The organism is Vibrio sp. 10N.222.49.C9 (assembly GCF_041474985.1).
Taxonomy (GTDB): Bacteria; Pseudomonadota; Gammaproteobacteria; order Enterobacterales; family Vibrionaceae; genus Vibrio; species Vibrio crassostreae_C.
The window spans coordinates 1-18542 of the sequence record NZ_JBFRVD010000058.1; the positions used below are offsets into that span (position 1 = coordinate 1).

Sequence of the window (18542 nt, forward strand, 5' to 3'; positions counted from 1 at the left end):
TTTTACTTTAATTGGTATAACTTCCTTTTAAAATGGTCCCGAATGAAACTGAAGTACTGCAGTTTTAGGCTGGTGAAGTACTTTGATACAATGGAATGATTAACTCATTTATGTTGATGCAGGGCCTGAACTGCTTGATTGTTTTCGTTGGCAACCGCTGCTTAAGGCGTACCGCCATACTCGATTGCGTTTGGCAACTGCGTCCTCGGTTTGATGCTCCTAGCTATGCCGAGCGATTAGAAAGCTTTGAATGGTGGCATTGGGATGATGAAACACTAGCAGAAATATTGCCACCATTCCAAAAAGATTGCGGTGAGTTTTTGGCTTACTTTGAGCAAGTCTAACCCCAATATATTTTAAGTCTGCAACTAAAAAAGCAGCCTAAGTGGCTGCTTTTTCGTTTAATAACTTTATAGCGGTTTAGCTGGCAAGCCGTTTAGTTCGCTAACTGATTAATTAGAAAGCTTAGCCTCGACTTGCCCAAGTGCGCGTTGGTACATAAACCAAGCACATGTACCGGCAAGCACATTACCCACCATGGCACCCCAGAACAGGCCTTCAATACCAGCAAGCTGCGAACCAATCCACAAGCAAGGCAAGAAGAAGGCGAACAGGCGCAGTGCTGATATCGTTAAGGCAGTATAAGACTTACCAAGCGCGTTCGAGATAGAAACCATCAGCATACAGATACCCAACGGCCCTAAACTGATAGGAATGATAAGTAAGTGGTAGTTCAAAATGGTCGAGACTTCGTCTTCGCTGGTCATGAGATTTGCCAACCCGCCAGAGAACACCCAAGTTACTAGTGCGATCACCAATTGGAATCCTAATACAAACATCACGGCAATCTTCACAAGACTACGTATGTTCCCTAGGTTCTTTTCTCCCAACATTCGGCCAATCATAGGTGGCATCGACATAGTCAGAGCAAGCACTGCAACAATCGAAAAGAACTCAAAACGTGAACCTAGCGCCCAAGCTGCAACGGCTGCTGTGCCGTAGCCTGCAAGCAGTTTGGTGGCGAGCATCGAAGAGACTGGTGGCAGTAGCTGACTGATCATCGCAGGCCCCATGATGTTTCCTATAGAACGAATACTCTTGCCGATATCAAGATCGTGCCAGTCGAATGTCATCCAATGCTTCTTAGTTACCTTAGGAGCAACGATAAAGATACCCGCACCGAACGCCAAGATGGTCGCAATCGCGGCTCCGTTGATGCCCATGTCGAGCGTGAATATGAAAATCGGGTCCAATATCAAGTTGATGATGCTGGTCGCGATCATCATGGAACCGGGCAGCATGGTATTACCATTGGCACGACACACACTGTAGAAAAAGTAGAGCAGTGCGCCTGTCCAAGAGCTTACCAGCCAATAGATCCAGTAATAATCAATGATCGGCAGTACCGTCGGTGGTGCATCGAGGAGTTGTAAAATAGGACCACGCAACAGATAGATGATGACCGAGAACAGCGCGACACTCACACTGCCCATCGCAACGACTAATCCGCCGAGCTGTTTGGCATAGCGTATCTCGTTAGCCCCAATAGCTCTCGCGATCACAGCCGTTGTCGCGATGCCTAGTCCGACTTGAATCCCGATAATGATCATCTGAATTGGTAGCGTGAAGCCTTGAACCGCGAGCGGCAGTACGCCTAACTGGCCAATAAAAGCACTGTCTACAAGTTGGAAGCTCATCAGGGAGAGCACCCCAAACAGCATTGGCCATGTCATTGTATAGAGTTGTCGGCCAAGAGAAGGCGAGGGAGTTGCGGTCGTAGAATTCATAACACTCTTATCAGTCTTGAAGGTAGGTTTGTCGTAGTGACAATCCATTCAATGAAGAATTGCGTAAAGGATAACGTAACGTTAGCTCGATACCAATAAATGTCATTAAATCTATAGATATTACCTTTGCACAGTTTCATCGGTATGTGAGCATTGTGCAATGCAACTTTATGCGTTCGCTTATTGAAATTTAAGGTGTCGTATCTTGTTTCTGAGTTTTATATTAGCGGATTGGGTCTAAAGGTTTTCCATTCGACTATTTCTAATGTTTCGCTTTATCCCGATAACTTGGTGGCGTGACTCCAACCCAACCTTTGAATGCACGATTGAAATTACTCAAGTCGCTGTAACCCACTTGCCAACTGATGTCTTGAACAGAAAGGTTGGTCTCTTCAAGTAGCTGTTTTGCTTTAGCTTCCCGAACTTGTTCTTTGGCTTGTTTAAAGAGAATGTTTTTGCTCTTCAGGTTTCTCTGCAGCGTTCGTTTTGTCATGCCGAGCATGGTCGCAAACCACTCAATATTGAACCAAGGTAGAGTCGCATAGGTGTCTATTAATATCTCGACAGCGTGATGCCAATCTTGGGTACTATTTCGTTCTGAAATGGCACGATAATCATCGGGCAGCGGAATCGAGAACGCACCGTATTGCTCTTCAAACTGAATATCAGAATCAAAGAAATGCTTAGGTAATTTACGTGCGCTGTTGTTCTTAGAGACCAACTTGGCGTGTGATGGTTGCCAGCGACTGTCAATGAACTTACGGCATAGGCTAATCACGGTCAGGGCGCGAAACCATTCTGCTTGTTCAAAACCTGAGGTCGATGGGTGATAGCAACTTCGATGACACAGCCACCACAATCCATCGCTTTTTTCCGTCCATATGGTGACGTGATTACTTAAGGTCGATATTTCAGTAATCAAGCAGCGTACCGCTTGCTCGAGAGAAGTGCATTGTTCAATTTTTCGGTCTAGCTCAGATGACAATTGCTCTAGAGAGGCCTTACGTCCAACCTCAATCCCTATCGAATAGCCAAACTTACGCTCAAGGCCATGAATGAAGCGAATCACGTCTTGTGTAGGAAGCCATTGATTGGATTGTGTCAGTTCAATGGGTAGACCGCACGCAACGGCGACGGTGCGCCAATCCAGTCTATGTTTGTCACAATACTGAATATATGGAGCAATGTTACTGGTCGAAGTGAGCAGTATGCTGGTGGTGTTCGATGATGCTTTCATTGTTTTGTGCCTACCATTAAATGTCATCAAGTGACCTAATTAAGTGTAGCGCATCTCCCTATACTTTTCCTAACCCAAACAGGAGAACAATTATGAAACTTAAACACATTGCCGTTCTAGTATCGTTAGCGACCCCATCATCATTTGCTCTTGCAGCAAACCCAGTTGAAGAAGCTCTGAAAGTTGAAGGTGCTCAAGTTACCTTGACCGTGAAAGAGGCGAGCACAGCATTTACCCCAAGTTTTACTGACTCAGCTCGTGAGTTATTCAATAACTTTCATTGGCAGATGGGCGGCGACCACAGCGTTTACTACAACATGCACATGAGTGAGTTTCTACCAACGGCACTGGCGGCTCCAAACGAAGAGTACAAGCCTTTAGTCAAAAATATCGACCCACGACTCGCTGCACTGAAAGTTGATACTGAAAGCAAAGGTCAGTTGACAATGGATGAGTACTTGGCGGATGAACAGTTCCGTACCCAAGGCTTTATGTTGATTCACAAAGGGGAGATCGTTTACGAAGCTTACCCAGGTATGAAGCCGACAGATACGCACGTTTGGGCATCTACAGCAAAAACGACGGTTGGCACAGTGATCGCAATGTTAGTGGAAGAGGGCAAAGTCGACCCTGAAAAAGAGATCGCTGAGTATGTTTCTGAATTGAAAGGAACGAACTGGGATGGCATCACAGTACACCAAGTTCTGAACATGTCGACCGCGCTAGACAATGAAGAGACATTAGAGTCTATCTTGAACCCAGACTCTGATGTGGTGCGTTTCTTTGCGGCATCGTTTAACTCACCAAGAGCAAAAACGGGTGAGATGGAAACTTGGATGGACGTGGCTAAGGGCGCGCAAAAGCTCGCAGGTGAAAAAGCCGGTGACCACTTCCGTTATGCATCTATCAACACCATGGTGCTGACTAAGTTAGTTGAAAACGTTGAAAACAAAACTTGGACTCAAGTATTCGAAGATCGTGTTTGGTCAAAAGTGCACGCACGTCAACCAATGCAATTCAACTTGACGCCAGATGGCATGGCGATCGCGGTTGGCTTGGTTTCATCAACGGTAGAAGATATGGCTCGCTGGGGAACACTATTTACACCTAGCTGGAAAGCGGTGGCTGATGAGCCAGTGGTGTCACAAGCTGTGATTGATCGTATCCGCAACGGCGGTGATCCAAAAGCATTCGTAGGTACTAGTAAAGAGAGCAGTTCACTGCACGCATACAACGAAAAAGCAGACTACAACGCATACCAGTTTGATTTCATTTTCAACGATGGTGCGATGTCGAAAAGCGGCAACCTAGGCCAATTTATTTACATCGATCCGGCGCGTGACTTTGTGGGTGTGATGTTCTCAACCAACCCATACCACTCAGGTTTTGGTGAGAATAAAGGCCCTGCACTAATGCGTTCGGCAGCAAAACTACTTGCTGACAAGTAATCTATTTATTACCTAACAGGATGTTCCAGGCTTCAAGGAGGAAGCAAACGACTTTCGAGAGATATAATGAAAAAGTTTGCTCTATTAATCCCGTTGAGTTTAGGTCTAGCCCTTCCTGCACATGCCGATTCAGATTCCGAACGTGTTATCGATCCTGCTGATGTCACTAAAGTTTATACTCAAGCTGCATTGATGCTGAATGGTAGTTCAGATATCCAATTTCAAGGGCAAGTTTCTGGCGGTTTAGAAAACGGTCAGCAGTTTGCCCTAATGGCCGAAGGGACGTTTGTCGATGAAAGCAACACAGCACTTCGCGATCCAGACAAATTCGGTACAGAGTACAGCAACTCTAGAATTCAGTACTTCCACGTCTTTGAAACGGGGACGAAAGCTACGCCTAAAGTGGGTCTTTCATTAGATTATATTAATACGCGCAACAGTATTAAAAATGACTTATTGTCGGTTGGCGGTGTTGTTGCGATTAATCCAGCTTATACCGGTGGATTCCTGGTATTTCCAAGAGCAGGACTGATGACTGGTAGTATGGAGATCCCTGGCGTCACTTCATCTAAAGATGATTTAACGGGGTACTCGCTTGGTTTGATTACCGCGAAGCATCTCGGTGACTCTGGCGCTTATGTGTCTTTGGTTCCTGAGTGGCAAGATCTTTCTGGTGATGATATCGACATGCAAAACTTCTCATTTAAAACATCGTTAAATGTGCCGATGAACACTGCAAGAACTTGGTGGTTGAATACGCGCTATGACATTACCAAAGCGGATGTTGATGTGAAAGGTGTGTCAATGCCGAATGGTTGGCAAACCGAAGCTTGGGTTGGTGTGAGATACTACTTCTAGCGCACTAGCCAGCTAATTTGGAAAGAACCTAAAAAAGCCAGTCAACGCGACTGGCTTTTGTCGTTAAGGTACCGCGTGAAGCGTTACTTATTTACTTATTTACTTATTTATTAACAACGTTACCTAGCTTCAACCACGTATCGATAACCGTATCCGGGTTTAGTGAAACAGAGCTGATGCCTTGCTCCATTAACCACTCTGCTAGGTCGTCATGGTCAGATGGGCCTTGGCCACAAATACCCACGTATTTACCCGCTTTGGTTGCCGCATCGATCGCCATTTTCAGCATTGCTTTCACGGCTGGGTTACGCTCATCGAAGAGGTGTGCCACATCGCCTGAATCTCGGTCTAGGCCAAGCGTCAGCTGTGTCATGTCGTTTGAACCGATAGAGAAGCCATCGAAGTACTTCAAGAACTCATCAGCCAAAATTGCGTTCGATGGTAGCTCACACATCATGATGACTTTCAGACCTTGGTCGCCACGGCGTAGGTCGAACTTAGCCAGAATGTCGATAACCGATGCTGCTTCGCTTGGCGTGCGAACGAATGGAATCATGATTTCAACGTTCTTAAGACCCATCTCGTTACGAACACGTTTGATCGCTTGAGTTTCTAGCTCGAAACAGTCTTCGAATACTGGTGAGATGTAACGAGATGCACCACGGAAGCCCAGCATTGGGTTCTCTTCATGCGGTTCAAACGTTTTACCGCCGACTAGGTTGCTGTACTCGTTCGACTTAAAGTCAGACATACGTACGATCACACGCTTAGGCCAGAATGCAGAAGCGATAGTCGCGATGCCTTCTGTTAATTTGCTTACGTAGAAATCGATAGGATCTTTGTAGCCACGAATACGTTCGTTGATTTCCGCTTTTAGCTCATCCGTTTGTGCATCGAAGTTAAGCAGCGCTTTAGGGTGAATACCGATCATCTTGTTGATGATGAATTCTAGACGAGCAAGGCCAACACCTTCGTTCGGGATTTGTGCAAAGTCGAAGGCACGATCTGGGTTACCCACGTTCATCATTACTTTGGTTGGTAGCATTGGTAGCTCATCAACCTCAGAACGTTTGATTTCAAAATCGAGTTCGCCGTTGTAAACGTAGCCTGTTTCGCCTTCTGAACATGACACTGTCACGGTATCGCCATCGTTTAGGCTGCTTGTTGCTGTACCACAACCAACAATCGCTGGGATACCAAGCTCGCGAGCAATGATCGCAGCGTGACAAGTACGGCCACCACGGTTAGTCACAATCGCAGACGCTTTCTTCATCACAGGTTCCCAGTCTGGGTCTGTCATGTCAGTTACCAGCACGTCGCCTTCTTGAACCAGTGACATTTGGTCTAGAGAATCAACCAAGCGAACAGGGCCAGAGCCGATACGCTGACCGATAGCGCGGCCTTCAACCAAGACATCCGCCTTATTGTTTAGCTCGTAACGCTCGATAACGTTTTGATCGCTTTGAGAACATACGGTTTCTGGGCGAGCCTGAACGATGTAAAGCTTGCCGTCGATGCCATCTTTCGCCCACTCAATGTCCATTGGACGTTGGTAGTGCTTCTCGATGATCATCGCTTGTTTTGCTAGCTCTTTGATCTCTTCATCGTTGAGTGAGAACTCGTTACGCTCTTGAGTGTCGGTGTCGATGATATCGACTTGCTTGCCGATTTCTTGATTGGTCGAGTAGATCATCTTGATCAACTTAGAACCAAACGTCTTTTTAACGATTGGGTAGTGACCCGCTTCTAACATTGGCTTGTGAACGTAGAACTCGTCTGGGTTCACTGCGCCCTGTACAACCATTTCACCCAAGCCCCAAGAAGAGGTGATGAATACCACTTGGTCGAAGCCAGACTCAGTATCAAGCGTGAACATCACACCTGAAGAGGCTTTGTCTGAGCGAACCATGCGCTGGATACCCGCAGACAATGAAATGCCACGGTGGTCAAAGCCTTGGTGTACACGGTAAGAGATAGCGCGGTCGTTAAACAGTGACGCGTAAACGTGCTTGGTTGCTTCGAGTACCGCGTCGATGCCTTTCACGTTAAGGAAGGTTTCTTGCTGGCCTGCGAAAGAAGCATCTGGAAGATCTTCTGCGGTTGCCGATGAACGAACCGCTACAGACAATTCTTCGTTGTCTTCAATTAGCTCACGGTAGTTCTCACGGATGTCTTGCTCTAGTGATTCTGGGAAGGGTGCATCTAGAACCCATTGTCGAATCGTTGCACCTGTCTTACGCAGGGCGTCAACGTCTTCAACATCAAGTTCATCAAGTAGTTGGTGAATGCGCTCATCAAGACCTTTGTAATCAAGAAAGTCGTTAAACGCATAAGAGGTGGTAGCAAAACCATTAGGTACAGAAACACCAGCATTGGACAGGTTAGAAACCATCTCGCCCAGTGAGGCGTTCTTACCGCCGACTTTGTCGACATCTTCCATGGATAGGCCATTGAACCATAGGGTATTATTTTGCATTTATTTCTCCAGAAACATAGCAAGCATTGTAGGGATTTAAAGGCAAACGATTACGTATCAGTTTAAAAAAATGTAAATTATTTTTTAAAGCTGTGGGGGACGTAATAGTCAGCAGGGTTTCGTTATATATATTATGGTTCCCATCCTACTCAAAATAATTTTAAACATTAAATAAAAAATGCAAATTGATATCCAAAGTCGTGATGTATTCTATGTTTCTGATGGAACGGCCATAACATGTGAGACTTTAGGGCATGTTGTTCTAGGTCAATTCCCTTTTAAAGCCAATGAAAAAACCTTTCCGTTTGTGGAAAGTGAGGACAAACTTTCTGATTTATTAAAAGAGATTGAAATTTCGTATCGTGATACCGGATTAGAACCGCTAGTGTTCTTTTCGATTGTGATACCTGATATCAAAACCAAATTGCTAGAAGCGCCCGCGCACTGTTATGACGTGTTAGAGAGCATCGTGCAGAAAGTACAGGATGACATTCAGATGGCGCCTGTTCCTAAGTTGCAGCGCTCACGCAGTGTAAACAAGGACTCGGTGAAGTATTTCGACCGTATTGCTGCGATTGAGTACACGCTCGCGCATGATGATGGCATCACGCTAAAAGGGCTGGAAGAAGCCGACATCATCTTGTTGGGTGTTTCTCGAAGTGGCAAAACACCAACAAGTTTGTATATGGCGATGCAGTTTGGCTTACGCGTAGCAAACTACCCATTTATCCACGATGACTTGGCACGCTTAAAGCTGTTGCCAGAGTTTGAGATCTACCGACATAAGCTGTTTGGTTTGACCATTGATGCAGAAAGGCTCACTGAAATTCGTGAGAACCGCTTAGCAGGCAGCGAATACGCCAGTGACTCACAATGTTTGTATGAATTGCAAACGGTAGAGGCGATGTTCCGTCGAGAAGCGATACCTTACATCAACACCTCTTCACTATCGGTTGAAGAAATTTCGACACGAATCTTGGAGCGAACAGGTTTGAGAAGGCGTCTGCTGTAAGACAAAGCCTTAGAGAAATAGAATGGCCAGATAAAAGAAAATCGAAGCTCGCAGTTTACACCTGAGAGCTTCGATTTTTTGTTTGTGCTCGTTGTAGTCGCTTGCGAGTCAGAGCTTGTTTTCTTAATCAGAGCTTGCTTTCTTAATCGAGATAGCTTTCTAGCGAAGTAAAGACAGCTTTAGCGTTTCACTTTTCTTTTCTAACCAGCGTTCAAGTGCTGGTGGCCATGTGATGCTTGGTTCTACGCAAAAGCCACGAAGCATCGAGAAATACACCGCTTGATCGACTAGAGGCAGTGATGACTCACCATTCTCTAGATCCAGTAAGAGTTCGGCATCTTTCAGTAATGGGTTAATCAGTTGAACGAACTGAGGCGTCTTTTCTAACAGTTCTTCAAAGTTAAAACCTTCGGTCTCTTTACTGGCACGCCAAGCTTCTTTGGCTCCAGCAGAGCGATATTCAGCCAAGTCGAGGTTCCACCAACGTGGGCGTCCAATCTGTTGAGTAAGAGGGAATGCGCGAGTTTGGAACACAGTCACTTGCTCAGATGGCACACGCTGCTCATCGCTTGATTTCAAGTCCATGAAGTACGCGATGATATCTAGGCTCTCTGCCATGATAGAGCCATCGTCTTTTTGTAAGACGGGCACCATCTTTTTACCGATCAGATCGATAAGGGTTTGGGCATCATCATAATCGACAGAAACAAGCTCAATGTTCAAGCCTAGCGATTGAGCAATGTAGGAGACTCTTGCACAGAAAGGGCAGTGGCCGTAAATGTAAAGCTTCATAGCTTCCCTCATTCGGGTCTTTCTTAGTATAAGATGATGCTAATGTACCAGAAACTTTCGCAGACAATAAGCCTTTGTTAACAAGAACTATTCACTGCGATTAAGTGCTCGGGGATATCAAGAGAACGATGGGAATAAGCACTTAGTGTAGAAACTCGTTGCCTAATTCTATTGTCAGTTGAGTGCGGTTTTATTGTAACGAGTAAGCGAATGAGAAAGCTAGTGGGTAAATTACAGGCATAAAAAAGGCTCTGGCTGCTTACTCTAATGCAGAAGAGTGAAGTCAGCCAAAGCCTCAATTTTGTTACCTTTAGTAGAGTGACTACTAAAAGGGCAGAGTGGTTAAACTATGCTTTTTTAAGATCTTGCGCTGGGTAAGTAAGCGTCATTGCGCCTTCTACCGTTGTAACGTGAACGTAGCCGCCACCAGCACTTAGGCCAGTTACTACCATTTCACCTAGTTCAACACCTTTTGTTGCTACAACGCGATCATCAACTGAAAACACTTTACACACCTTCAATAAATTAAATAAATACGATAGATATCGAACGCGGATTTAAACAGATGGGACCTCAATCAACTAATCCGGTTATTTGTCGTAAAGATTAAATTCAGTTATGTATAAATAATTATGTATTAAAAATCAGTTTGTTAACTTACGCTGTGACGTTATTTATCCGCTGGATACACTACACCAACTTGTTGGCGCATCTCTGTAATTAACTTCGCAACCGTTAAAGCGCGCAGTTGGGCCTGCGCTTGTGTTGCGTTGTCGCCAGCAATGCAGCTAGCAAAGGCCTGCGCTTCGTAACTCATGGAGTTTTCGCTTTGTGCTTGAGTAAGGTTTTCTACCGTGCCATCGCGGTAGCGGATCTTAACGTCAGTACATTCAGCGATGTGATCGATGATGATCGCCCCTAATTCACCTTGGATCTCGCTTGGCGCATAAGAGTCGCTGACTTTGGAGTGCGCAAGGGTCACATCAAACTCAGGGTATTGGAAGATCGCACAGCCATGAGCATCGACACCTGAATCAAGTAGCTTTGCAGAAGCCTGTGCGTTTTCAGGTTTGCCAAATAGCGCGACTGTCGCGGCAACACAGTAAAAGCCAATATCGACCAATGAGCCGTTAGAAAAAGCTGGGTTGAAGGTATTTGGGTTCTCGCCGTTTAGGTATTTTTGGTAGCGCGATGAATACTGGCAGTAGTTGATGTGTGCTTTATGTACCTTGCCAATCTTTTCTAACCCAAGTTGAACTTGCTTAAAGTTCGGTAGGAATTGAGATTTATACGCCTCAAACAGCACCACACCGTTTTTCTCAGCGACTTCGAACATGCGTGTTGCTTCATCAATATTTGATGCAACCGGCTTTTCACAGATAACATGCTTGCCGTGTTCCATCATGAAGATAGATTGCTCGCAATGCAGTGAGTTAGGGGAAGCGATGTACACGGCTTCTACAGTGTTGTCATTGGCCAATGCGTCGAGTGAGTCATACGTGGTTTCAACGTCAAATTCTTGGGCGAACTGTGCCGCGCTGTCTAGATTTCGAGAGTAAACCGCAGCAAGTTGCATCGATTGAGATTCGTGCGCAGCTTGAACAAACTTTTGTGTAATCCAATTGGTTCCAATTACAGCAAACTTAATCATATAGGTATCCAGTCGTTAGTCGTCGTTAGTATATTGATTCTGTAGAGATAGTAGCACTCAACGGCTGGCAATGTGCCTGAGATTTACGGAACAATTTCCCTAAACATAGTGCCTAATATTAATGTTCAGCCTTCACAGAGCGTCTGAGTTGACCAGTGTAACGGTGCACAACTAAGCCATTTTTGCTAAGGTGTTATTGAATTCAAACAAGGTGATGATATGCAAATCCGGACGGCCAAGGTAACTGATATTAACGCGATCTTAGCGCTCTCTGAGCAGATAAACCGTCAACATCATCTTGGTGCGCCTATGGTATTTGCACCAGCGTCACAAGGCTTGGCCGACAGTGAAGAGTATTGGTTAGGTTTGATGCTTGACCCACTTGTCGCTTTCTTGGTTGCAGTAGACGACAAGCAAGTCGTTGGCTTTTTAGCGGGTAAGGTAACGCAGAACAAAGGCGTCAGTTTTATTCAGCCGCACAAGGTGGCAAGGGTCAATACGATTGTGGTGAACGATCAGGTTCAGAGCAAAGGTGCTGGTCGAGCGTTAATGAAGTCTTTTAATCAATGGGCGCAGGCGAGAGGAGCGATAGAACTTAGGTTGGAGGTAATGGAGTTTAACCAACAAGCTCAGGGTTTCTATGAGTCGTTAGGAATGGAAACTCAGTCACGAACCATGTCCATGCGTTTTGAGGAGATCTAAAGGTGCGTCTGTTTCTACCTTTATCACTGTGTTTACTGTTTGTGGCTTCGAACGCGAATGCTGAGCAAGTCGTGGTCGAGAAAATAGTCTCTGACGCGACCGCTATCGAAACCATCGTATTCGAGTCTGCACCGGCTCATTCTCAACGTGTCTCAACGTCTTCATCTAACTCAACCTCTTCCACGAGCTCAAACTCCGAGCATGTGATTATTGTGGATGATGTTCTTAACAGTAGCCCTGATGAAAAGGTAGCTCAGTTTTCTCAAGGGTCATCGAAACGTCCACCTCAAAGTTCCTCTCGACAGTTTTACAACGTACCGGATAGCGCATCTGAGATAGATTCGCTGTCGCAAGTGGTTACGTTAGTTAAAGTCGATAAATCGAAACGTAGGATGTATCTGCTAAAAGGTGAAGAGGTGATTCAGGAGTTTCGTATTGCGCTAGGCAAACAACCGAAAGGGCATAAACGCTTTGAAGGGGACAACCGAACGCCGGAAGGGGAATACCAGCTCGATTATGTGATGGAAGAGTCGGACTTTTATCGCTCAGTACATATTAACTATCCGCAACCTTCGGATATGCAATGGGCAGAGCAAAATGATGTAGATCCTGGAGGAAACATCAAAATCCATGGCATCAAAAACGGCGAGCGTCGTTCGCCGAGCTTTATTCAAAGTTTTGATTGGACGGATGGCTGTATCGCGTTAACCAATCAAGATATGGATGAGTTTCTCCAACTTGTAAAAATGGGTACCCCTATCCATATCGAATGGTAGTCATTGGTACCCAGTTTTCTTAATCACTTTCCGCAGTCAATTAGCGCAATCAATTCGCGAAACCAATTCGTAAAAGCAACGTCCAAAATTAAACGCTAAAGCCGTTACAGTAAGACTCGACCTGCACTGAATATTGCAATCACAATCAGCAATGCAATGGTGACTGGCTTAAACTTCGCTCCACCAAATCTTTCGAACAGTTTAGAACCCACATAACCGCCAAACATGCTGCTTGGTAGAAGCGCGAGAGTCAGCCAAACTACATCGCGGTCGACTAACCCAGCGATAGATGCCGAAACAAACGCAGTGGAATCAGCCAATACAAAGAAGGCTATCAGTCCGGCTCTAGCAATGTGCGGAGCGACTGGGCTTGCCAATGCATGAGTGCCAATTGGAGGTCCTGACATCGAAGCCGCGCCGTTCATTACACCTGCAAGGCTGCCTAGAATATAGGGAGCAAATCTAGGTTCGCTTTTGTACTGGAAGCCTTTATAGATCATAAGCGCAGACGCAAAAATGAAGGCACTGATGATCAAGATGATCGTGTCTTGGCTAACGGATTTAAGCAGAAGTAGGCCGACTGGTGTGAAGGCAAAACAAGGGATAAACACCTTTAAAACCCAGCGCCAGTTAACGTGCTTTCGAACTTTAGGCAGTAATTGAACATTGCCTAGGAGATCGATCAACATGAAGACGGGAACCAGTTCGATAACAGGCTCGAATAACGCACTTAATGGCAATGCCACTAAGGTGAAACCGAAACCTGAGAAGCCACGAACAATAGCGGCGAAAATGAAGATTGCACCCAAAATTGGGAAGGTTGGACTAAAAATGAGATCCATAAATTAAGTAACCAATGAAGCTGTCTAAATAGAGCGAGCTAATGAAACCAAGTGAGTAGCGGAATGTACTCCTACTCACTTGTGTTTGCTACCTAATTTTAAGGTTTCCCGAGAGTTAATTTTAAAGTCTCTCGGGGTTGTTTTTGCAGTATTCGCTTGGTCAATTTATAGAGGTAAATTGATTCGGAAGATCAGTGAATACGGCATCTACTTTTGAGATGAATTTGAAGTGAGAGGGATCGTTTACTGTGTAGCACCAAGTTTGAATATTTGCTTCACTGAGTGTATCAAGATCGCTCTGATTCACATGCTCGTAGTTCATGTGACAGCTGAACGCTTTAACCTCGTCAATCAACATCAAGTCGGCTTGAGTCAGCTGCTCTGTGATCACACCTACGCGGTATCTCGGCAGGTGAAGAGCCATTTCAGAAACCACTTGATGGCTGAAACTTGAAAGCAGCACTCTGTCGGTGTCTAGATTTGAACGAATCAACTCGGTATGCAGCAAATCAACGACATGAGGCGCTTGATGTCGACTGTCGACTTTGATCTCTAAGTTCACGCTGAGATCATGCTGCTCAACAAGCGCGAGCAACTCTTCCAACGTCAATATTCTTTCACCAGCGAACTGCTCAGACTTCCAACTGCCAAAATCGAGCTGACGCAGTTCTGCAAGGGTGTGTTCGTCGACACGACCCTTGCCATCACTACAGCGCTCGAGAGTGTGGTCGTGGCAAACGACAAGCTCATCATCCTGAGTTTGCTGAATATCGACTTCAATCCATTTCAAGCCAAGTTTAGCGGCTTGTTCAATACTTGCTTTGGTGTTTTCTGGGTGAGTACCCGCTACACCACGGTGACCTACGATGATAGATGACATAATTAATCCTTCTTGAATGCGCATCGTAAATATTTATTAAATATCAGTTTTCCCGAATACGCCAGAGTAATTGCTGGGCAAGAGTCTCTACACAGGATTCGGCTCATAAAAGTGATATTTTCCTCTTAGTACTTTCCTAGCAGTACTAAGAGGAAAAGCCTCTCGAGTGGAGAGGCTTTGGATGAGATGAGGCTTTGACCCGAACCTCGCTTTAGTGTGCGATATCGAGTTGGTTGTCTTTCACGCCGTTGATACGGAACCAACCTGCGATACTGAATCGTTCTGTGTTGGTTGGCAGAACTTCGTGTGGGAACTGCTCAGATAAGAACACAAACAGACGACCTGATTTTGGCGGAATGGTTGCGATGTGATTGTCTTGTAGGTCGTAAACTACAAGCTCACCTGCGTCTTCTTCTGTCCACTCGTCATTCATGTAGAACACGGTAGTCAGACGGCGGTTCTCATTGCCTTTGAAGCAGTCTAAGTGCTTCTGGTAGAAGTCGCCTTTTTCGTATTTAGCAAAGTGCGCTTCGTACTCGAACAGACCCAAAAAGAACGCTTGGTTTGCCGCTAAACGAATTTGTTCCATTTTGTCTAGGAACAGAGATGCTGGCTGACCCATATCGCGGCGCACCCATTGAATCTTGTCACTACGAATGGTCGACTCTCGCGTTACTTCATCGTTACGGCCAATCCTAGCCTTTTTCCAGTTCTCTGGAATGCAATCCCTCAATGCCACCACTTCTTCTTGAGTTAAGAAGTCATCCCAAACGAAATAACCTTGGGTAGAAAGAGCATCGATTAATTGGTTCATGTATAGCACTCAGACAATAAATTAGAGGCGCATATATAGTCCTAATAACTCAGGCCAACAAATCACATGTTTTGTCGTCACGATAAAACATGTGGAGGCTAGAGTAGCAAGGCCTATAGAGTAAGGTTTACGGCAATGCGGGCATTCGATAATGCTGAAAAATATCGGATGAAATTGATGGCAATCTTTGGAATTTGTTCCTGTGCACTGAGTTGAATTGGAATTGAGTAATTGAGTGAATACCAATAGAAATCTTGATTCGGGTTCTCTATCCGGTTTTAGATTGTTGTCTTTAACAAAATGATCACAATTGAAGTTGAATTTGCTATTGTATAGGTCTGACCAGTTGTTTTATCACAAGGAGCGGTTTTGCAGCTGCATACCATCAAAGGCTATATCCAAGACATGTATCTCGTAGAGTACCCAGATAGGTTGCTGTTACTTGATGGTGCGTGCCGTGCGGATATTCCTCATCTTAGGGCTTTCATTGAAGATGAGCTTGGCCGTGAATTTAGCGACCTACATACTGTGGTTGTTACACACATGCATCCTGACCATGCAGGGGCAGCGCACAAGCTCAGAAAGCTCACGAGCTGTAACTTGGTGGCAGCAAACCGAGACAAAGATTGGTATCACGGCATCGATGGCATTTTGATGCACCTGACCGACTTAGCGCTTGCTAGGTGGATGGCGAACCGCTTAGGCAAGCCTAAAGCAAACCTATGGTATTCAAGAAAGTTAAAGCCGGACTACAAGCTGTCTGATGGGGATAGTATTCCAGGGTTTGATGATTGGTTGGTTCTTGAAACACCGGGCCATACCGACCGTGATCTCTCGGTCTATTGCCCATCACACAGCGTGGCTTATGTGGCCGATTTAATGGTCGAGGTTAAGAAGAAGCTGATTCCGCCGTTTCCTATCTTTCACCCTAATAAGTATCGAGCGTCTGTATCGCGCATTTATGACATGCAGCTCGATACCTTGCTGGTGGCGCATGGTGGGCAAGTCGATTTCAGTCAGAAGGCTTTTGAACACCTGTTGATGAGTGCCCCAAGAAGGCCTGTTACACATTGGCGAGTGACGAAAATCAAAACCAAGAAATTACTTTTATCGATTGGGCGATTTGGTTTTCAATCTCATGGTAAATCGAAGAAATAGATCAGAAGCTTGAATGCAAAGTCGTGTATTCAGAGCTGAAAGTAGAAATAGAAAAATAGATAGCAATAAGGCCAGTCATGAGACTGGCCTTATATCGTTGTGAGTAGCTTTAGTTATAACCTGTGGAGCGGCTACGATGACTCGGATTAGTGAGTCAGCAGGAATTCACCCGCAGGGTCAACAATCACTTTGTCACTCATGCCTTGACGTCCAAGCAACATCATGTAAGTCATGTCTTGACGGTTGCTTAGCGTGATATCGATCGGCCATTGTTGGCCACCGATTCTTAGCATGGTTTCAATCACGCAACGGTGTTCAACTTCGCCGTTAGATGATTTAATTTTCTTACTTGTTTTCAGTTTCGCCTTGCAGCGCACCGTCTCTTCTAGGTGATAAACGTCTGGGTGAAGGTCGAACTCTACGAATTTCTCACCATTTGATTTAACACATAGTAGATTGTCTACGTGTAGAGAAGAGGTTTTAGCCCCTGTATCAACACGTGTATGTAGTCCAGTTATCCCTAACTCTGGTAAGCAAAGTGCTTCGGTATTCCCTATGATCATTTTATTGTTCATTTTCTTTCCAATCATGAGTTATCGGTATTCAATCAGCCCTTGCCACGAGTACGGTTAGCGTTTGGTTTTGCATTCTTCTCGATGAACTCGAAAATCATGTCTGCTACATCTTTACCCGTTGCTTTCTCGATGCCTTCTAGGCCTGGAGAAGAGTTTACTTCCATTACCACTGGGCCGTTCTTAGATTGTAGAATATCTACACCACATAGGTTTAGTCCCATGATTTTCGCTGCATTGATTGCTGTTGCGCGCTCTTCTTTGGTTAGTTTAACCAGTTGAGCAGTACCACCACGGTGCAGGTTAGAGCGGAATTCACCCTCACCAGCTTGACGCTTCATTGCAGCAATTACTTTGTTGCCAACAACAAAACAACGGATGTCTGCGCCATTTGCTTCTTCAATGAACTCTTGAACCAAGATGTTCGCTTTTAGACCCATGAACGCTTCGATAACGCTTTCTGCTGCTTTGTTTGTTTCAGCTAGAACTACACCGATACCTTGAGTACCTTCAAGTAGCTTGATCACAAGTGGTGCGCCACCTACGTTTTTGATCAGGTCTTGAATTTTGTCTGGGCGGCTAGCGAAACCTGTTTTTGGTAAGCCAATACCTTTGCGAGACAACAGTTGTAGTGAGCGCAGTTTGTCGCGAGAACGACTGATTGCTACTGACTCATTGATACAAAAAGTGCCCATCATTTCGAATTGGCGAACAACCGCAGTTCCGTAAAAGGTAATGGAAGCGCCAATACGTGGAATAACAGCATCGTATTGAGGTAGCTCTTCACCCATGTAGCGAATCTTCGGATTGTTACTCGCGATATCTATATCACAGTGCAACGTGTCGATAACATCGACCTGATGACCACGTGCTTCTCCAGCCTGCTTTAGACGAGCGGTAGAGTATAGATTTTCGTTGCGAGAAAGAATTGCGATACGCATGGCGTTTCCTTAGTTAATACCTGATTGGTAACTGCAAATAAATGAGTTGTTAGCTGAGCTTTCAGTTTTTTCTGAGGCTCCTTGCTTGCTTCGGGGCGAACCTTAAGGCTTTTCGTTCAACTAAGAAAACGAATTAAATTTGTCGAGTCGACAACGGAAATTTATCGATTGTGTGAGTTATTGGTACAGCAGGCTTGAGAGGGGAATTGGAATGGAAAAGCGAGTTGAGACCTAACTCATATTGGGGGTAGGAGCATATTAGGTTGTACCCAACTCGCGTTTACTCGGTGCTAAAAAGTGTACTAATAACGCCAGTTACATAGATCTAAAAGTGTTCGTAGTGCTTCTCTTTCGAGCTTACTGCAGGTGCTTTTTAGCTTGTTAAGATAGTATTTTCTCATGGTCATTACTCTCTCTGGTTAGGCTTTATTTACAACCTATGGTTTGTTGCTGACCCGTTCATTATGGATAATTAAGAGGAACTAAAAAACAGATGGTATTTTTATTGGTTGTTCCTGTTTTGGTCGCATTACACTACTTTTTGATGAATGTGTTTTATAATGAGCTTAATTAGGAAGAGCTATCTTTAAAAGGTT

General features: G+C 45.0%; 18 protein-coding genes. 7 read left to right on the top strand and 11 right to left on the bottom strand.

Annotation, left to right across the window (positions count from 1 at the left end):
• The first annotated feature begins 110 nt into the window (after positions 1-110).
• On the top strand, positions 111-344 hold the full coding sequence (locus AB4585_RS20165; RefSeq protein ID WP_010428389.1) for a phosphonate metabolism protein: 234 nt from the start codon (positions 111-113) through the stop codon (positions 342-344).
• 108 nt (positions 345-452) lie between these two features.
• On the opposite strand, the gene AB4585_RS20170 is transcribed toward AB4585_RS20165, so the two are convergent.
• Together AB4585_RS20170 and AB4585_RS20175 are read right to left on the bottom strand one after the other, a co-directional pair.
• Complete coding sequence (locus AB4585_RS20170; protein ID WP_372170725.1) at positions 453-1787, bottom strand: MATE family efflux transporter; 1335 nt, start codon at positions 1785-1787, stop codon at positions 453-455.
• Positions 1788-2049: 262 nt separating this feature from the next.
• Positions 2050-3024, bottom strand: a complete 975-nt coding sequence (locus AB4585_RS20175) for a helix-turn-helix domain-containing protein (protein WP_372138129.1) — start codon at positions 3022-3024, stop codon at positions 2050-2052.
• Positions 3025-3116: 92 nt separating this feature from the next.
• Between AB4585_RS20175 and AB4585_RS20180 the strand changes: the two genes are divergently transcribed.
• Positions 3117-4472: a serine hydrolase gene (locus AB4585_RS20180; RefSeq protein WP_102394183.1), complete on the top strand. Its 1356-nt coding sequence runs from the start codon at positions 3117-3119 to the stop codon at positions 4470-4472.
• Positions 4473-4538: 66 nt separating this feature from the next.
• The gene (locus AB4585_RS20185) at positions 4539-5330 is read left to right on the top strand and encodes a hypothetical protein (RefSeq protein WP_372170728.1); all 792 of its coding nucleotides are present in this window, start codon (positions 4539-4541) and stop codon (positions 5328-5330) included.
• 103 nt (positions 5331-5433) lie between these two features.
• Here the strand turns inward: AB4585_RS20185 and ppsA are convergent, their stop codons facing one another.
• Positions 5434-7806 (bottom strand): phosphoenolpyruvate synthase, encoded by a 2373-nt coding sequence (gene ppsA / locus AB4585_RS20190; RefSeq protein WP_372170731.1) that lies wholly within the window; start codon positions 7804-7806, stop codon positions 5434-5436.
• Between the two features lie 178 nt (positions 7807-7984).
• On the opposite strand from ppsA, the gene AB4585_RS20195 reads away from it, so the two are divergent.
• Entirely contained in the window at positions 7985-8818 is an 834-nt protein-coding gene (locus tag AB4585_RS20195; protein WP_017060559.1) for a pyruvate, water dikinase regulatory protein, read from the top strand.
• Positions 8819-8977: 159 nt separating this feature from the next.
• On the opposite strand, the gene grxB is transcribed toward AB4585_RS20195, so the two are convergent.
• The 3 genes from grxB to AB4585_RS20210 form a co-directional block, all read right to left on the bottom strand.
• The gene (grxB, locus tag AB4585_RS20200; RefSeq protein WP_372135113.1) at positions 8978-9610 is read right to left on the bottom strand and encodes a glutaredoxin 2; all 633 of its coding nucleotides are present in this window, start codon (positions 9608-9610) and stop codon (positions 8978-8980) included.
• Positions 9611-9957: 347 nt separating this feature from the next.
• Positions 9958-10116, bottom strand: coding sequence for a hypothetical protein (locus tag AB4585_RS20205; RefSeq protein ID WP_004733064.1), 159 nt, complete (start codon positions 10114-10116; stop codon positions 9958-9960).
• Between the two features lie 164 nt (positions 10117-10280).
• Entirely contained in the window at positions 10281-11261 is a 981-nt protein-coding gene (locus AB4585_RS20210; RefSeq protein WP_017060561.1) for a Gfo/Idh/MocA family protein, read from the bottom strand.
• Positions 11262-11480: 219 nt separating this feature from the next.
• Between AB4585_RS20210 and AB4585_RS20215 the strand changes: the two genes are divergently transcribed.
• A complete protein-coding gene (locus AB4585_RS20215) occupies positions 11481-11963 on the top strand; it encodes a GNAT family N-acetyltransferase (protein WP_136973835.1) in 483 nt (160 codons plus the stop codon).
• A 2-nt stretch (positions 11964-11965) separates the two neighbouring features.
• Positions 11966-12739 (top strand): murein L,D-transpeptidase family protein, encoded by a 774-nt coding sequence (locus AB4585_RS20220; RefSeq protein WP_017064906.1) that lies wholly within the window; start codon positions 11966-11968, stop codon positions 12737-12739.
• Positions 12740-12843: 104 nt separating this feature from the next.
• Here AB4585_RS20220 and AB4585_RS20225 read toward each other — a convergent pair whose 3' ends face one another.
• The 3 genes from AB4585_RS20225 to AB4585_RS20235 form a co-directional block, all read right to left on the bottom strand.
• Positions 12844-13581: a sulfite exporter TauE/SafE family protein gene (locus AB4585_RS20225; RefSeq protein ID WP_050645840.1), complete on the bottom strand. Its 738-nt coding sequence runs from the start codon at positions 13579-13581 to the stop codon at positions 12844-12846.
• 160 nt (positions 13582-13741) lie between these two features.
• Positions 13742-14461 carry a glycerophosphodiester phosphodiesterase family protein gene (locus AB4585_RS20230; RefSeq protein ID WP_136973833.1) on the bottom strand — a complete coding sequence of 240 codons (720 nt, stop codon included), beginning with the start codon at positions 14459-14461 and terminating at the stop codon, positions 13742-13744.
• A 211-nt stretch (positions 14462-14672) separates the two neighbouring features.
• Positions 14673-15275, bottom strand: a complete 603-nt coding sequence (locus tag AB4585_RS20235; protein ID WP_019824666.1) for a 2OG-Fe(II) oxygenase — start codon at positions 15273-15275, stop codon at positions 14673-14675.
• 369 nt (positions 15276-15644) lie between these two features.
• Here AB4585_RS20235 and AB4585_RS20240 point away from each other — a divergent pair, with 369 nt between their 5' ends.
• Positions 15645-16433, top strand: coding sequence for an MBL fold metallo-hydrolase (locus AB4585_RS20240; RefSeq protein WP_017060570.1), 789 nt, complete (start codon positions 15645-15647; stop codon positions 16431-16433).
• 146 nt (positions 16434-16579) lie between these two features.
• Here the strand turns inward: AB4585_RS20240 and AB4585_RS20245 are convergent, their stop codons facing one another.
• Positions 16580-17008, bottom strand: coding sequence for a RimK/LysX family protein (locus AB4585_RS20245; protein ID WP_004740039.1), 429 nt, complete (start codon positions 17006-17008; stop codon positions 16580-16582).
• Positions 17009-17040: 32 nt separating this feature from the next.
• Positions 17041-17946, bottom strand: coding sequence for a 30S ribosomal protein S6--L-glutamate ligase (gene rimK / locus AB4585_RS20250; protein WP_004740040.1), 906 nt, complete (start codon positions 17944-17946; stop codon positions 17041-17043).
• Between the last annotated feature and the right edge of the window lie 596 nt (positions 17947-18542).

Bases quoted from the DNA above. Each gene is read 5' to 3' on its own strand.
- AB4585_RS20165 (WP_010428389.1), top strand. From the start codon at position 111: ATGTTGATGCAGGGCCTGAACTGCTTGATTGTTTTCGTTGGCAACCGC.
- AB4585_RS20170 (WP_372170725.1), bottom strand. From the start codon at position 1,787: ATGAATTCTACGACCGCAACTCCCTCGCCTTCTCTTGGCCGACAACTC.
- AB4585_RS20175 (WP_372138129.1), bottom strand. From the start codon at position 3,024: ATGAAAGCATCATCGAACACCACCAGCATACTGCTCACTTCGACCAGT.
- AB4585_RS20180 (WP_102394183.1), top strand. From the start codon at position 3,117: ATGAAACTTAAACACATTGCCGTTCTAGTATCGTTAGCGACCCCATCA.
- AB4585_RS20185 (WP_372170728.1), top strand. From the start codon at position 4,539: ATGAAAAAGTTTGCTCTATTAATCCCGTTGAGTTTAGGTCTAGCCCTT.
- ppsA (WP_372170731.1), bottom strand. From the start codon at position 7,806: ATGCAAAATAATACCCTATGGTTCAATGGCCTATCCATGGAAGATGTC.
- AB4585_RS20195 (WP_017060559.1), top strand. From the start codon at position 7,985: ATGCAAATTGATATCCAAAGTCGTGATGTATTCTATGTTTCTGATGGA.
- grxB (WP_372135113.1), bottom strand. From the start codon at position 9,610: ATGAAGCTTTACATTTACGGCCACTGCCCTTTCTGTGCAAGAGTCTCC.
- AB4585_RS20210 (WP_017060561.1), bottom strand. From the start codon at position 11,261: ATGATTAAGTTTGCTGTAATTGGAACCAATTGGATTACACAAAAGTTT.
- AB4585_RS20215 (WP_136973835.1), top strand. From the start codon at position 11,481: ATGCAAATCCGGACGGCCAAGGTAACTGATATTAACGCGATCTTAGCG.
- AB4585_RS20225 (WP_050645840.1), bottom strand. From the start codon at position 13,581: ATGGATCTCATTTTTAGTCCAACCTTCCCAATTTTGGGTGCAATCTTC.
- AB4585_RS20230 (WP_136973833.1), bottom strand. From the start codon at position 14,461: ATGTCATCTATCATCGTAGGTCACCGTGGTGTAGCGGGTACTCACCCA.
- AB4585_RS20235 (WP_019824666.1), bottom strand. From the start codon at position 15,275: ATGAACCAATTAATCGATGCTCTTTCTACCCAAGGTTATTTCGTTTGG.
- AB4585_RS20245 (WP_004740039.1), bottom strand. From the start codon at position 17,008: ATGAACAATAAAATGATCATAGGGAATACCGAAGCACTTTGCTTACCA.
- rimK (WP_004740040.1), bottom strand. From the start codon at position 17,946: ATGCGTATCGCAATTCTTTCTCGCAACGAAAATCTATACTCTACCGCT.